General features: G+C 36.4%; 16 protein-coding genes. 9 read left to right on the top strand and 7 right to left on the bottom strand.

What is annotated here, in order from left to right; translation table 11 throughout:
- Positions 1–5: 5 nt before the first annotated feature.
- The 7 genes from arfB to P177_RS00205 all read right to left on the bottom strand — a co-directional run bounded on the left by arfB (position 6) and on the right by P177_RS00205 (position 7,208).
- Positions 6–407 carry an alternative ribosome rescue aminoacyl-tRNA hydrolase ArfB gene (gene arfB, locus P177_RS00235; protein ID WP_036150592.1) on the bottom strand — a complete coding sequence of 134 codons (402 nt, stop codon included), beginning with the start codon at positions 405–407 and terminating at the stop codon, positions 6–8.
- A gap of 14 nt (positions 408–421) precedes the next feature.
- Positions 422–1,411, bottom strand: coding sequence for an ABC transporter ATP-binding protein (locus P177_RS00230; protein ID WP_036150589.1), 990 nt, complete (start codon positions 1,409–1,411; stop codon positions 422–424).
- An 85-nt stretch (positions 1,412–1,496) separates the two neighbouring features.
- Entirely contained in the window at positions 1,497–3,653 is a 2,157-nt protein-coding gene (locus P177_RS00225) for a prolyl oligopeptidase family serine peptidase (protein ID WP_036150587.1), read from the bottom strand.
- An 86-nt stretch (positions 3,654–3,739) separates the two neighbouring features.
- Positions 3,740–4,729: an aspartate-semialdehyde dehydrogenase gene (locus P177_RS00220; protein ID WP_036150584.1), complete on the bottom strand. Its 990-nt coding sequence runs from the start codon at positions 4,727–4,729 to the stop codon at positions 3,740–3,742.
- Between the two features lie 243 nt (positions 4,730–4,972).
- Positions 4,973–5,380 (bottom strand): large conductance mechanosensitive channel protein MscL, encoded by a 408-nt coding sequence (gene mscL, locus P177_RS00215; RefSeq protein ID WP_036150583.1) that lies wholly within the window; start codon positions 5,378–5,380, stop codon positions 4,973–4,975.
- Between the two features lie 84 nt (positions 5,381–5,464).
- Positions 5,465–6,571 (bottom strand): alanine racemase, encoded by a 1,107-nt coding sequence (gene alr, locus P177_RS00210; RefSeq protein WP_036150581.1) that lies wholly within the window; start codon positions 6,569–6,571, stop codon positions 5,465–5,467.
- Complete coding sequence (locus tag P177_RS00205) at positions 6,564–7,208, bottom strand: thymidine kinase (RefSeq protein ID WP_036150578.1); 645 nt, start codon at positions 7,206–7,208, stop codon at positions 6,564–6,566. Before P177_RS00205 ends, alr begins: the two co-directional genes overlap by 8 nt.
- Before the next feature lie 103 nt (positions 7,209–7,311).
- On the opposite strand from P177_RS00205, the gene P177_RS00200 reads away from it, so the two are divergent.
- From P177_RS00200 to P177_RS00160, 9 genes are all read left to right on the top strand, one after another.
- Positions 7,312–8,004 (top strand): hypothetical protein, encoded by a 693-nt coding sequence (locus P177_RS00200; protein ID WP_036150575.1) that lies wholly within the window; start codon positions 7,312–7,314, stop codon positions 8,002–8,004.
- A gap of 154 nt (positions 8,005–8,158) precedes the next feature.
- Positions 8,159–8,830, top strand: coding sequence for a 16S rRNA (cytidine(1402)-2'-O)-methyltransferase (rsmI, locus tag P177_RS00195; protein ID WP_036150572.1), 672 nt, complete (start codon positions 8,159–8,161; stop codon positions 8,828–8,830).
- Between the two features lie 134 nt (positions 8,831–8,964).
- Entirely contained in the window at positions 8,965–9,288 is a 324-nt protein-coding gene (locus P177_RS00190) for a hypothetical protein (protein ID WP_051941655.1), read from the top strand.
- 234 nt (positions 9,289–9,522) lie between these two features.
- Entirely contained in the window at positions 9,523–10,326 is an 804-nt protein-coding gene (locus tag P177_RS00185) for an MbnP family protein (RefSeq protein ID WP_036150569.1), read from the top strand.
- A gap of 52 nt (positions 10,327–10,378) precedes the next feature.
- Complete coding sequence (locus tag P177_RS00180) at positions 10,379–11,416, top strand: cytochrome-c peroxidase (protein WP_036150567.1); 1,038 nt, start codon at positions 10,379–10,381, stop codon at positions 11,414–11,416.
- A gap of 3 nt (positions 11,417–11,419) precedes the next feature.
- On the top strand, positions 11,420–12,391 hold the full coding sequence (locus tag P177_RS00175; protein WP_036150556.1) for a transporter family protein: 972 nt from the start codon (positions 11,420–11,422) through the stop codon (positions 12,389–12,391).
- 34 nt (positions 12,392–12,425) lie between these two features.
- Positions 12,426–12,770: a HopJ type III effector protein gene (locus P177_RS00170; protein WP_036150554.1), complete on the top strand. Its 345-nt coding sequence runs from the start codon at positions 12,426–12,428 to the stop codon at positions 12,768–12,770.
- Positions 12,771–12,847: 77 nt separating this feature from the next.
- On the top strand, positions 12,848–13,420 hold the full coding sequence (locus tag P177_RS00165; protein ID WP_036150552.1) for a uracil-DNA glycosylase family protein: 573 nt from the start codon (positions 12,848–12,850) through the stop codon (positions 13,418–13,420).
- Between the two features lie 1,015 nt (positions 13,421–14,435).
- The gene (locus P177_RS00160) at positions 14,436–14,864 is read left to right on the top strand and encodes an OsmC family protein (protein ID WP_036150550.1); all 429 of its coding nucleotides are present in this window, start codon (positions 14,436–14,438) and stop codon (positions 14,862–14,864) included.
- Positions 14,865–15,005: the final 141 nt, after the last annotated feature.

Raw genomic sequence — 15,005 nt, 5'->3', positions numbered from 1 at the left:
ACATATTAGTAGTCTGGCTTACCTCTATTCAGCTTTTTTAAAGAAGCGATTTTCTTGCCTTTCAATCTTTTTTCAATAGATGATCTAGTGGGTCTGCTTTTCTTTCTTGCTTTAGGTACTACTAAAGATTTTTCTATAAGTTTCAAGAATCTTTTAATAACCAACTCTTTGTTTTTATGTTGGCTGCGAGATTCATCGCACTGTAAAATTAGTAAGCCCTCTTTACTCAGTTTGTTACCTAGTTTCAGAAGCACCCTTTTTTTCTGGCGTTCTGTTAGTCCGGCCGAAGCTCCAATATGAAAAGTTAATTCTACTTTAGAGGAAACTTTATTGGCATGCTGACCTCCGGGACCACTACTTCTAATGGCTTTAAATTGTAATTCGGTAAGAATTTGTTCTTTGTTCACAACTCGCTTTTGTATTAATTAGCAGCGGCTTCTTGTATGCGTTGATTGATAGTTTCAATGGCTACATTCAAAAACAATTCCTTCCCCTTAGGGTATAGTTTATCTGCGTTAAAGAAGATGGTTTCGTCATCATCGCTTTTACTTTCTGTTAGGTAATGACTGCCCATTGGGTATGCTTTTTCTACGGTAACATGAAAGCCTTGAGAAGGTGATACGCGAAACTCATGTGCATATACTATAATCTTTCTTTTGGTATTCGCATAGGTTTTCAGCACATCTATAGAAATCATACTGGCCTCGCCAAAAAGAGAGGCTACGTACAAGTTTTTAGGATTTTTATAAAGCTCCATAGGTCTTGCCCTGGCTATAATTTCTTTATCACGTAAAACAACCGCGCGGTCCGCAAAAGGTAAAACATCATGCACGTCATGCGTGGCAACAATGGTAGTAATAAGATTCTCTTTCAAGTAATTGAAAATATTTCGACGCAAGCTGTTTTTAAGAAAATTGTCGATATGACTAAACGGTTCGTCTAAAAGCAGCACTTCTGGTTTTTGCGCCAATACTCTAGCCAAGGCAACTCGTTGTTGTTGACCACCACTTAGGGTTTTTACTTTTTTATCTGCAAACTCGGTGAGCTCTATCATCTCTAATAGCTCTTGAGTTCGTTCTTTTAATTCATCAGGATAAAATACGGATAAGTACTGGCTAATGTTTTCAGAAACGGTAATGAACGGCATTAAATCAAAATCTTGAGACAGGTATTTCATAAAAGGCATACCTGGAACCAGATGAAATGCAGGACCTAAAATTTGTTCGTCTTCCCAGAATATTTCGCCCTGTTCTAGATCCATTAAACCATACATTAGTTTTAGCAAGGTGCTTTTGCCGCATCCGCTTTCACCAATAATAGCCACATGCTCTCCACGTTGAATACGTAAATCAATGGACTCTAAAACTGGAAGTTTATCATATGAAAATGATAGATTCTCTACTCGTAACATGTTTTTATTCTTAGGAATGTAAAATTGAAAAATCCGTTCCAATTTGAAACGGATTTTTCAATAATTTATTGATTTAAGATAGTAATTACTCCTTAAATTCTTTTAAAACACTTTTGTTAGGTAGCTCGGTATAGCCCATATTGTAAAGTGTAAAGCCAAAAATATCTGCATATTGCTCTATAGTTTTACTTACAGGTGTACCCGCCCCATGACCGGCATTTGTTTCAATACGTATTAAAGTGGGGTTTGTACCTACTTGTTTTTCTTGAAGTTCTGCCGCAAACTTAAAGCTATGTGCAGGTACTACTCGATCGTCATGGTCGCCAGTTGTAACCAACGTTGCAGGGTAAGCCGTACCTGCTTTTACATTATGTACAGGTGAATATCCTTTCAAGTACTGAAACATTTCATCATCGTCTTCTGCGGTACCGTAATCATAAGCCCATCCGGCACCAGCCGTAAATGTATGGTAGCGCAACATATCCATTACACCTACTGCCGGTAAGGCTACTTGCATTAAATCTGGTCTTTGCGTCATTGTGGCACCAACTAACAATCCGCCATTAGAACCTCCGCGAATAGCTAAGTATTCTTTTGAAGTGTATTTGTTTTCAACAAGGTATTCTGCAGCGGCAATAAAGTCATCGAAAACATTTTGCTTTTTAGTTTTAATACCTGCATCATGCCATTTTTTGCCATATTCACCACCACCACGAAGATTTGGTACAGCGTAAATTCCGCCTTGCTCCATCCAAACGGCATTACCGATACTGAAAGACGGGGTCAAGCTTACATTGAATCCGCCGTAGGCGTATAGAATGGTTGGATTTTTACCGTTTAATTCCGTACCCTTTTTATAGGTAATGATCATGGGAACTTTAGTACCATCTTTAGAAGCATAAAATACCTGTTCTGAAGTATAGTTATTAGGATTGAAATCTATCTCAGGTTTCCAGTACAATTCATATTCACCGGTTGTGGGATCGTATTTATAGGTAGAACTGGGTGTGTTGTAATTTGTAAAAGAGAAGTACAGTTCTTTATCTTCTTTATCACCACCAAATCCACCAACGGATCCTATACCAGGTAACTCTACTTCACGAATAAGTTTACCATCATAATCATATTGAATTACCTTAGAAATGGCATCTACCATATATTCGGTAAAAAAGTAACCGCCACCAGTATTTGGACTTAGTACGTTCTCCGTTTCCGGAATAAAATCTACCCAATTTTTTGCCTCAGGGTTAGCAGCGTCAACCGTAACTATTTTCTTGTTAGGTGCATTTCTATTGGTAACGATATACAGTTTAGATCCTATATTGTCAATAACATAGTTGTCAGAATCGGTGTCTTCAACCATGGGGATAAGTAATCCGTTAGGGTCTTCTAAATTTTTGATGAATAATTTATTACCAGAGGTAGAAACAGAAGCGCTGATCAGTAGGTATTTATTGTCTTCGGTAACATAGGCCCCTATATAACGATGCTTTTCTGCTGGAGTACCACCAAATATAAGTTCATCATCTTTTTGAGAAGTACCTAATTTATGATAGTATACTTTATGTTGGTCAGTTTTAGCCGATAGCTCACTACCTTTTGGTTTATCATAGCTGGAATAGTAAAAGCCTTCTTTACCTTTCCAAGAGAGTCCGCTGAATTTAATATCAATAAGGGTGTCTTCAACGATCTCTTTGGTTTCGGCATTTAAAATTATCGCTTTTCGCCAATCGCTACCACCTTCAGAAATAAGGTAGGCAGCCAATGAGCCATCTTTAGTAAAGCTTAAACCTGCGAGAGAAGTTGTGCCATCTTCAGAAAATGTATTCGGATCTAAAAAAACTTCTGGTTCTTCATCACCTTTGGCTCTGTACACTACATATTGATTTTGCAGTCCGTCATTTTTATAGAAATAGGTATAGTCGCCATTTTTAAATGGAGAACCTAATTTCTCATAGTTCCATAGTTTTTCAAGACGATTTTTTAGATCATTTCTAAAGGGAATATGTTCTAAATACCCGAAAGTAGTTTTGTTCTGTTCTTTTACCCAAGCTTCTGTTTCTGGGCTTCTATCATCTTCTAACCAACGATAGGGGTCTTTAATTTCGGTTCCAAAATAAGTATCTACAGTATCAACTTTTGCGGTAACAGGATAATTCACAGTAATAGGTTCAGGTTTAGATTCGTTTTTACAGGAAGAGATTAGCGCAAAGACAAGTAGCGCTGGTATTACTTTTTTCATGAGTAGTTCAGTTTGTACTAAAATACCATAAAAAAACCTTCAAAACAGTGAAGTTTTGAAGGTTTTAACGTTGTAAAAGGTATAAATTATACTAAGCCTTTTTCTACTAGGTATTCTGAGATTTGAACAGCGTTTGTTGCTGCACCTTTTCTAAGGTTATCTGCAACGATCCACATGTTCAAAGTATTTCTTTGCGTTTCATCTCTACGTATACGACCAACAAAAACCTCATCTTTATCATGAGCATAGATTGGCATTGGGTAGGTGTTGGTGTCTGGATTATCTTGAACTGTAACACCAGGCATTTCATTTAACAAACGACGCACTTCGTTTAGCTCAAAATCATTTTCAAACTCTACGTTTACAGATTCTGAATGCCCACCAGCGGTAGGTATACGTACTGCTGTTGCGCTAATTGAGAAAGTGCGATCATCAAGAATTTTCTGTGGTTCGCGAGCTAATTTCATTTCTTCTTTAGTGTATCCGTTTTCCATGAAAACGTCACAGTGAGGCAATGCATTTCTACCAATTGGGTAAGGGTAAGCCATTTCTCCTTGCACGCCGGCAATTTCATTTTCCAATTGTTTTACTGCTTTTACGCCAGTACCGGAAACCGACTGATAGGTAGAAACAACCACACGTTTCATTTTGTATTTGTTGTGTAAAGGGTGCAATGCCATTACCAATTGAATGGTAGAGCAGTTAGGGTTTGCAATGATTTTATCTTCTGCCGTAAGCTCATGAGCATTGATTTCAGGTACAACCAATTTTTTGGTTGGGTCCATTCTCCAGGCAGAGGAGTTATCTACTACCGTAGTTCCTACTTCTGCAAATTTAGGAGCCCATTCTAAAGAGGTGTCACCACCCGCAGAGAATATGGCAATATTTGGTCTTGCGGCTACCGCATCAGCTAAGCCTATAACCGTATGTTCTTTTCCTTTAAAGGTCATCTTTTTACCTACAGAACGTTCAGAGGCTACCAATAATAACTCCGATAATGGAAAATTACGTTCTGCCAATACTTTCAACATTACATCGCCAACCATGCCTGTGGCACCAATTACAGCTACTTTCATTTGTAAAACAATTATATTAAGCGGCAAAAATACGTATTACTGGTACTTGCACAAGTAAAAAAGAGTAGAATAATCAAAATATAACAAATTGTTTAAAATATAACAAATGAGTATGAAGAGGTAATTAGGAAAGTGTGCTATAAAAAAGAACCGTCAACTTTGTTAGCGAAACAAAGTTGACGGTTTTAATTAATGTAAGTTGCTGTGCAACGGTACCCTAGTGCTAGGGAGTATTATTTAAGATTACTTTTTTAAAGCATCTCTTATTTCTGCCAATAACTCTTCTGCAGTTGGTCCTTTTGGAGCCTCTTCTACTGGAGCTGGTGGAGTTTTAGTTTTGTTGTAAGCTTTAACGATCATAAACAATACAAAACCAACGATGATCAAGTTGATAATTGCATTTATCCATTTACCATAAAGAATTGCATTTTCTGGTTTAGCAACAGCGCCATCAGCACCTACTACAGCCTCATCTAATACTACTTTTAAGTCAGCAAAATCGACACCTCCACTGAAGTGACCTACTATTGGCATCATAATATCGCCAACAAATCCGCTAACTACTAATCCCATAGCACCTGCAAGTAATACGGCTACGGCTAAATCTATGACATTACCTGTCATAATAAAATCCTTAAATTCTTTTAACATGTTCTAATGTTTTTATTAATGGTTAATATAATAAGTACGGCAATTTACTAAAAAAAAATAACCCTTAAATAAATGTTAACAAAATCAATTTGTTAAAACTCGTTTAATACGTTGAGAAAGTCCCGTAAGTAGCTCATACGTTATGGTTTGGGCTGTTTCTGAAAATTTGTTTGCAGAAAGGTTTTTTCCAAAAACCTCTACTTCATCTCCTTCTTCGCATTCAATATTAGTGACATCGACCATAATCATATCCATACAAACGTTACCGACTATAGGTGCTAATTGACCGTGTATACTTACATAAGTTTTACCACGGCCATATTCTCTACCAATACCGTCTGCATGACCTATAGGCAAGGTAGCGGTTACAGTTTTATGATCAGATTTGTATTTACGATTATAACCAACAGATTCACCTGTTACTATAACATGCTTTTGAGAAATAATTGTTTTTAAAGTCATTACGGGTTGTAGATCAGCATCTACATGTGGTTCGTTACCATAACCGTATAGTCCAATTCCACTTCTAACCATATCATACTGTGCATGTGGGTAATTTATAATACCCGAAGTATTTAGCACATGCTTTAGAGTCTCGGTTTTCAATAGAATATCTGCCTTTTTACAAATAGCATCAAACCGTTCTAATTGAAGGTTAGTGAAGTCGGTCTCATTAGGGTCTTCGGTGGCTGCTAAATGCGATAATAGCGCAATCACCTTTATTGAATTTTGTTGCTGAATAAGCGTAGAGATTTCCGGTAAATCATCCGCAGAAAATCCAAGTCTATTTAGTCCTGTATTAAATTTTAAATGAATAGGGTAATCTGTCTTATCCATTTCTTTGGCTGTTGTAATGAAATCCGACAGTATATTTTTAGAATATACACTTGGCTCAAGATTGTTTTCTATGAGCGTTTTAAAATGGACTTTCTGGGGGTGAAGAACTAAGATAGGAGCGGTAATACCACCTTCTCTCAGCGTGATGCCTTCGTTCACGTAAGCTACTGCAAAATAATCGGCACCTAAATTTTCAAGCTGTTTGGCAATAGCTACAGAATCACTGCCATAGGCATAGGCTTTTACTACTGCCATAAATTTAGTGTTGGGCTTAATTTTAGAGCGTAAATACTTGTAATTATGTCCAAGTGCCTTTAGGTCAATTTCTAAAATGGTCTCTTCTGCCTTAGCCATTTTGCTTTTTTTTGAGAGAATCGACCTCCTCGGATTTTACATCCATGATTTTCACCTTTTCCTTAAGCATAGCCTTGTAATATGCACCTCTGCTTAAAGGCTCATATTCATTTACTTCACCCAACATCACTAAATTATCGTTGCTGGATTTTCTATAACTGTAATTTGCCAAATTGCCCGTGCGAGTACAAATGGCATGAACTTTAGTAACATATTCTGCAGTAGCCATAAGAGCAGGCATGGGACCAAAAGGTTTTCCTTTAAAGTCCATATCTAGCCCCGCGACAATTACTCTAACACCTTTGTTGGCCAGATCGTTACATACGGTAACTATTTCATCATCAAAAAATTGAGCTTCATCAATACCGATTACATCACAGGTATCTGCAAGAATGCGAATATTGGCAGCTGCGGGTACGGGTGTGGAGCGTATTTCATTGGCATCATGCGATACTACCATTTCATCATCATAACGAGTGTCTATCATCGGTTTAAAGATTTCAACCTTTAATTTGGCAAACTGCGCTCGTTTAAGTCTACGGATCAATTCTTCTGTCTTTCCAGAAAACATAGATCCGGCAATGACCTCTATCCAGCCGAATTGTTCTTTATGATTAACTGTGTTTTCAAGAAACATTTTGTAATTTTAGACGAAAATAATCGGTTTTTCGTTATTCTTTAAAGATGATAAAGGTATTTAAAAAACCCGCTATTTAGGTCTTTACCGTAAAAATTGTGAGATGAAAAATAAGTTGAAACTGGAATTGAGAAAGTTATCTACAGAAATTTTGACTGCCGATAATTTAGATGATGTAACAAAACTGTACGAGGTTTCTAAAAACCTTTACGAGAAACTTGCCGTGCTTAAGTTCATAGAGGTAGAACTTAATGATATGGAAGTCGATGTTTCTAAAAATGCCATTGCGGCAAAATTCGAGGAAATGGCGAATGCCGTAATGAAAGGAAATACAGGAGTGCCGGAAAATAATCCGCATGAGGAAGATATTATCCAGTACCCGGGTATGGATACTATTAAAGGGTTTGTTTCTGAAATGCCTAGCAAGGATGAATTAGAAGATGTTTTGACAGAGTTTATGTCAAAGCCAGATTTAATGAAGAATGACAAAGAGCTTTTTACTCCTTCAAAAGAAGACTTAAAGCAGGCGGAAGCATTACCAAAATCATTGAACGATCGTTTGGCAAAAAGTAACGTAAAAATAGATTTGAACGACCGCTTGGCATTTGTAAAGCATTTGTTCAATGATAGTATGGAAGATTATAACCGCGTACTATCTCAATTAAACACCATAGATACTGAAGAACGGTCTATTGCGTTTATTAAGAATATGGTAAAGCCAGACTATAATAATTGGTTAGGCAAAGAAGCATTTGAAGCACGCTTTATTGAATTGGTATCGCGTAGATTCTCTTAATAATTACAATATTTGTATTAAGAACCCAGCACCAGTGTTGGGTTTTTTACGCTATAATTAAGATTTAAATGCTCTAATTATCGCATCGGAATCTAAATTAAATTTTCAATACTATACCTCGCGAGCGAGCTTTGAGGTTTTTTACTTTTAATACATGGGAAAACTTTATTTAGTACCTACACCGATCGGTAATTTAGAGGATATGACCTTAAGGGCTATTAGGGTTCTTAAAGAGGTGGATTTAATTCTGGCGGAAGACACACGTACTAGCGGAAAGCTCTTGCATCATTTTGAAATTGGTACGCAAATGAAAAGTCACCACATGCACAATGAGCATAAAATGGTAGATTTTTTGGTTGAAAAATTGAAGGGAGGAGAAAATATTGCATTAATTTCAGATGCGGGTACACCGGCAATTTCCGATCCCGGATTTCTTTTGACAAGGGCTTGTGTTGAAGCAGGTGTAGAAGTTGAATGTTTGCCAGGGGCAACAGCTTTTGTACCGGCATTGGTCAATAGTGGTTTACCTAATGATAAGTTTGTATTTGAAGGGTTTTTGCCCGTAAAAAAAGGAAGACAAACACGTTTAAAGTTATTGGCAGAAGAGCCACGTACTATAATCTTCTATGAATCTCCGCATAAGCTATTAAAGACTTTAGGGAATTTCGTGGAATATTTTGGCGCTGAAAGACCTGTTTCCGTTTCAAGGGAACTTACCAAACTTTACGAAGAAACTGTTCGTGGTACTGCAGAAGAAGTTCTAAAGCATTTTACCGAAAAACCACCAAAAGGGGAAATTGTTATTATTGTTGGAGGGAATAAGTAGAAACAATAAAATTCTAAAGATTTAAGTGTTAATTCTAATAAAGAGTTAAGAAAATTTCAAAATCAGAATTATCTTCGTGGCGATTAATGAAAAAAATTCTCACATACACGTTTATCTTGTTATACCTCACTGCGATGGTAAAACCGGTCTTGCCTGTGTTGGAATATGTAATTAATCAAGATTATATTGCCGAAGTACTGTGTATCAATAAAGATAAGCCCATGCTAAATTGCGATGGTAAATGTTACCTCTCGCAATTGATTAAAAAGCAGCAGCAAGAAGATCATCAAGATATTCCGTCTGCTGACCTTCGTGAATACCCAATTGGGTTTGTAAGCATTCTTGATTGTAATTTTCAAAGTACGATTGTTGAAACAAGAGTGGTTTCAATACATCCTAACTTAAACGAGCAGCAGTATATATCAGCTGTTTTTCGTCCACCTAACTCCTTATCTTAAAGTACAACTTAGCATAGGTATGCCTTATTTAAAAGGCAGATGCTGTTATATGCTCACACCACGACACAAAATCTGTAGTCGTGTACACAATCAATTATTTTAAAATCATGCCTAATGCATTGTAATTAGGTGAAACCATTACATAAACTAAGGTGTAGTGCGTAGTTGTACTTTTTGTTTAAAAGCAGAGGTACAGTTTCTCGTACTATATCCGAATAATTAATAAATCAACAGATGAAATCTATATATAAATTTTTTGCAGTAACCCTAGTATTAAGTGTATTCGTAAGCTGTAGTAGCGATGATGACGCGGTAGCAGAGTTAACGGGAACAAACAGTGTAACTCTTGAGTTTGATAACAGTGTAGGATCAGACGATCTATTATTGGCAACTTCAAGTTATACCAACTCGCAGAACGAAACTTTGACAATAACTAGGTTAAATTACATTGTAAGTAATTTCAGTCTAACAAATGACAAAGGTGAAGTTTTTACATACGATAAAGACGATAGCTATTTTGTAACTAGTGAAGAAACGGGTAGTACGGAAGTCTTGTTAGAGAATATACCAGCAGGTAATTATGTGTCTATAACTTTTGGTATAGGTGTAGACCAAGAAAAGTATCTTCAAGGAGCAGAGGGTCAAGGAGATTTTTTGACTGTAGCCGAAGAAACCAATATGATGTGGTCATGGCAAGCGGGTTATAAGTTTCTAAATTTTGAAGGGACTTTTACTTCGGAAACTATTACTGAGGCAACAGATTTTAAAGTACACATGGGTAGCCACGGATCTAGTTTGGACAACTACAAAGAAGTAACCTTAAGCTTGGGTACAGATGCTTTGGTCAGCGATGAAATGTCGCCTATTATACATTTGGTAGCAGATGCCAATGCTATTTTAGATGGAGAAAATAAACTGTCTCTTACAGAGCAATCGGTTATTATGGTAAGCGAAGAAAAGTCGCCACAAGTTGCTTTGAATACTGCAAGCATGTTTTCTGTTGATCACGTACACAACGGTTCGGAACATTCACACTAAATTAATTAGGGGGGTCGCTCATTTTGGGCGACCCTACTTTAAAATATAACAGATGAAATATCTATTTTGGGTATTACTGTCCGTGTTTTTGGTGTCTTGTAATGATGATGATTATGTGGTTATTGAGAACACACTTTTAACGGTAGAAGTTCCAGAGAATTTTCCTGAATTGACTTATGATATTGAGGCTAATCCGCCAACACAATTAGGATTTGAGCTGGGTAAGAAATTATTCTATGATGGTAAACTATCTTCAAGTGGGTTTATATCATGTGGCTTTTGTCATGAACAGAGTTCTGCTTTCACTCACCACGGACATCAGTTTAGTCACGGTGTAAATGATTTGGAGGGTACAAGAAATACGCCTACCATATCTAATATGGCATTCTTTAATGAATTCGCTTGGGATGGTGCTACATCGCATTTAGACCTCTTTCCAATAATTCCTATCACTAATGAAGTGGAGATGGGTGAAACCATGACAGGGGTTATCAATAAACTGATAGCAGATGCCGAGTATCAAAAAGAATTTGAAATGGCTTTTGAGGAAGGTGGCGTAAATGCCGAGAACTTTCTAAAAGCGATATCTCAGTTTATGGTCATGATGATTTCTTCTAATTCTAAGTATGATAAATATGTGCGGAATGAAGAAGGAGGAGAATTGACTGAGCAAGAGGCATATGGTCTAGAAGTGTTTCAACAGAAGTGCGCTACATGTCACGCAACTGATCTATTTACCGATGGCAGTTTTAGAAACAATGGCTTGCCACCAAATCCACAATTAAATGATATTGGCAGAGCCGAGGTGAGCGGTAGCGATAGTGACAATTATAAATTTAAAGTGCCAAGTTTAAGAAACGTATCACTGACCGCGCCTTACATGCATGATGGTAGGTTTGGAAGTCTAGAATCGGTATTGAATTTTTATACCAATGGCATGATAGAATCAGAAACGTTGGATGATTCTTTACGCACCGATGACGGATTAGGAATAGCATTAAATGATACAGAAAAAGAGGGATTATTAGCTTTTTTTGAAATTTTGACGGATGATACTTTTATAAATGACGAACGATTTTCAGAATATTAAAAAATGAAAAAAATAATAATAAGTATACTTGTGCTTGGCGGATTTTTTACTGCCCAAGCAAATGATTTACCAGAAGAAACAACCGAGTGTATCTGGAAAAATACAGCATATGAATATTTCTGCGATACCTGTGGGTGTGGTGGCAATGGAGGAAGTATGGGTTTTGGAACCGGATTGAATAATAACTTTGTAGGACTTAGATATATTGGTCAGAAGTACCGTTCTCGCGATGGTATTTTTGATAATTCGCCATGGATAAATGAGAATTTCAATACCGTACAGGCGTGGGGAAAATTCCCGATTGGAGACAGATTTTTGGTAAATGCCATACTCCCCTATCATTCACACAATAGAACATTTGTAGATAATACAGAGCAGACTATAAACGGTATTGGTGATGCTACGGTTTTAGCATATTACAATGTACTTAAGCAGACTGCCGATAGTATAATTTCAATAAAACCAGAACATGCTTTACAAATTGGCGGAGGTATAAAATTACCAACAGGAACTTTTGATGCAGCCAATAATGAAGGCAGTGTTAACCCTGGTTTTCAATTAGGAACGGGAAGTTGGGATTATATTTTAGCTGCAAATTATGGTATTACACATAGAAATTGGGGTTTTGCCGCCCTATTGAACTACACGATAAAAACGGAGAACAGTAAAAATTATTTGTTCGGAAATCAATGGAATGCAACATTGAATACCTATAAAACCTATTACCTGTCTCCATCGGTATCGCTTACTCCACAAGCAGGTTTGGGAGCAGAGTTCTTCGCCGAAAATAAAGAGTTTGATTTTGCTGTTCCTGACACAGGTGGCGATGTGTATTTTGCTAGATTTGGGCTAGAGGCAAACTACAACAGGTATGCATTGGGCATTTCAAGTATGTTACCAATATCTCAAAATTTGAACGAAGGAAAAGTTGAAGTAAAAAATAGGGTTTCATTATATTTGAATATCAATATTTAATTTGATGACTATTTAAAAATCTAAATAACCAACCATGACCCTAGAAGAATTCAAGAAAAAATTAGCTATTAGTCCTAGAGAGATTTCCTTTTCAGAGACTATGGTGGCTATCGATTCTAAATATGCATTTACACCAACCGCTTATACCAATGGTAAAGTTAGAAATGAGGTTGGTCAGAACTCAGGTTCGTGTAAATTGTTCTCTTTTGCAATTAAAGAAGGACTTTCAAAAGAAGAAACTTTGACTTGTTTTGGTCAATATTATTTTGATGAGGTATTGTTAGACCTTAAAGGAAGCTCTCATCAAAATATTAGAAACTTTATGGAAACAGGTTTTGAAGGATTGTCTTTTGATGGTGAAGCATTAAAGTTGCTTTAGAGGCAATCTAATTTATCATGGCTAGAAGGTAATTCGTTAGTATTTATTATAAACATTTAATTCAATAGAAATATAACGTGCAAGAATTATTAGCTGAAATAAGAGGTTGCGAGGTTTGTAAGGCACATTTGCCATTAGAACCAAGACCTATTGTTGCGGGTACTAACAATTCTAAAATTATATTGGTAAGTCAGGCGCCGGGTAGAAAAGCCCATGTTGAAAACAAAGCTTGGGATGACCCAAGTGGTAAAAAACTTAGAGAGTGGCTTGGTGTAAACGAAGAGGTATTTTATAACCCTGATAATTTTGCAGTGTTACCCATGGGTTTTTGTTATCCGGGAAAGGGAAAGACCGGCGATTTACCACCTAGAAAAGAATGTGCCCCCTTATGGCATTCTCAGATATGGGACCAATTCAAAAATGTACAGCTCATTTTACTGATCGGTAAATACTCTCAAGATCAATACTTAGGTAAGCAAGCCAAAAAGAACTTGACGGAGAATGTATTGCACTATAAAGAATACCTGCCAAAGTTTTTTCTCTTACCACATCCATCACCTGTAAATCATTTTTGGAGAGGAAAGAATCCATGGTTTGAAGATGAGGTTGTTGGGGAGTTGCAGAAATTAGTGGCTAAGATTTTAAAATAAAACGCAATTGCGAGGCACGAAGCAATCTGCTTATTTTAGATTATCCTTTAAATTTAATCTAAAGACCTCCTGTTCACAAAAAGGGTAACGAATTAATAATTCTCAAAATTTCAAATATCCTGTTCGGAACAAAAATTAATAGCATGGTAAAAACTATGATGATTGGTATTACAGATGATAATAGTATCAAACGAATTGATTTGTAAATGTATTTTCCTTCCAACTTATTTAAGATGTTCATTTGAATAAGTATGTTGTACAAGCTATTATTAAGCCGTACAAACAATTCTGAAGATTATTTGAAATTTTCGCGTCTCCTCCTAAGAGAATAATTAGGCTAATTACAATTAAAAGAAAAGCAATGATGTTTTTAAAATTTTGCGTTAAGAACTTTTCCATTTCTAATTTTTATCAATATTTTTTCGTTTAACATGAAAAATCGGTAATAAAACCAATTCATCTATATATAAAACACAAATAGACTGATAGTGGCTAATAATAGAATTTAAGTAATTGATTTTAAACTAGTTGTGGGTAATTGGATAAAAAGAATAAACTACAGAAATATTGCTTGAAATTTTTATGTTTTTTGACTTTGAGATGTATAAAAACAATTTGTATTGAAGGTTTCAATGTCACTTCGAGTGAATTTTGGAGGCACGAGAAAATTAGTATCGAGAAGCAATCATGTTCTAAAGGCGATGTCCTGAACTCAGCCGAAGGGTTATAGATACCCTCCTAACCGGCGGGCATGCATTTTTCAAGTCAATGAAAAATTGAATTAAAAACTACTCAAACTGACAACAGAGACAACTGGAAAAAAGTTTTGATAGAAACAGTTAGTCTTGCACTTCTAAAAAACGATTTTTATTTTCCAACAGCCAACAGCCAACAGCCAACAGCCAACAGCCAAACAAAAATTGAATTTGATTTTTGAGTTTGCACTTGTGTTTTATCTTACCACTAACACAGCCTATATTATCGTATTTTTGTACCCTACAAAAAACATAAAATTATGAGTACAACAAATCATATTAGCACAAAGTGGTTGGGCAACATGTCCTTTGAAAGTAATAATCCTTCAGGGCATTCTTTACGAATAGATATTGCAAAAGAAGACGGTGGTGATGGTAGTGGTTTAAGACCAAAGGCATTGATGTTGTCTTCATTAGCTGGTTGTTCTGGCTTAGATGTCGCGGCAATGTTCAAGAAGATGAAGCTGGAAGTAGATGATTTTCACATAGAAACAATCGCAAACCTAACAGATGAGCATCCTAAGTTTTATGACAAAGTAGTTATAGAATACCATTTTCATGGCGCAAATTTAGCCGAGAAAAAATTACAAAGAGCAGTAGACCTATCTGTCGAAAAATATTGCGGAGTAATGGAGATGTTCAGACAATTTGCCGAGCTAGAGATTGAGACTGTTTTTCATACAAAATAAGACGTCATTGCGATTCCGATAGCAATCGGTAGAAGCAATCTGTTTGTTTGGTACAGCTAATTGAGAGATTGCTTCGTGCCTCGCAAAGACGATATCGATTATACTCTAAATACTGACAACTGATACTGCCAACTGAGAAAT

The organism is Maribacter forsetii DSM 18668, assembly GCF_000744105.1.
GTDB lineage: Bacteria > Bacteroidota > Bacteroidia > Flavobacteriales > Flavobacteriaceae > Maribacter > Maribacter forsetii.
The sequence above is the reverse complement of the archived record's forward strand: the minus strand, read 5'-3'. Positions and strand labels throughout refer to the sequence as shown.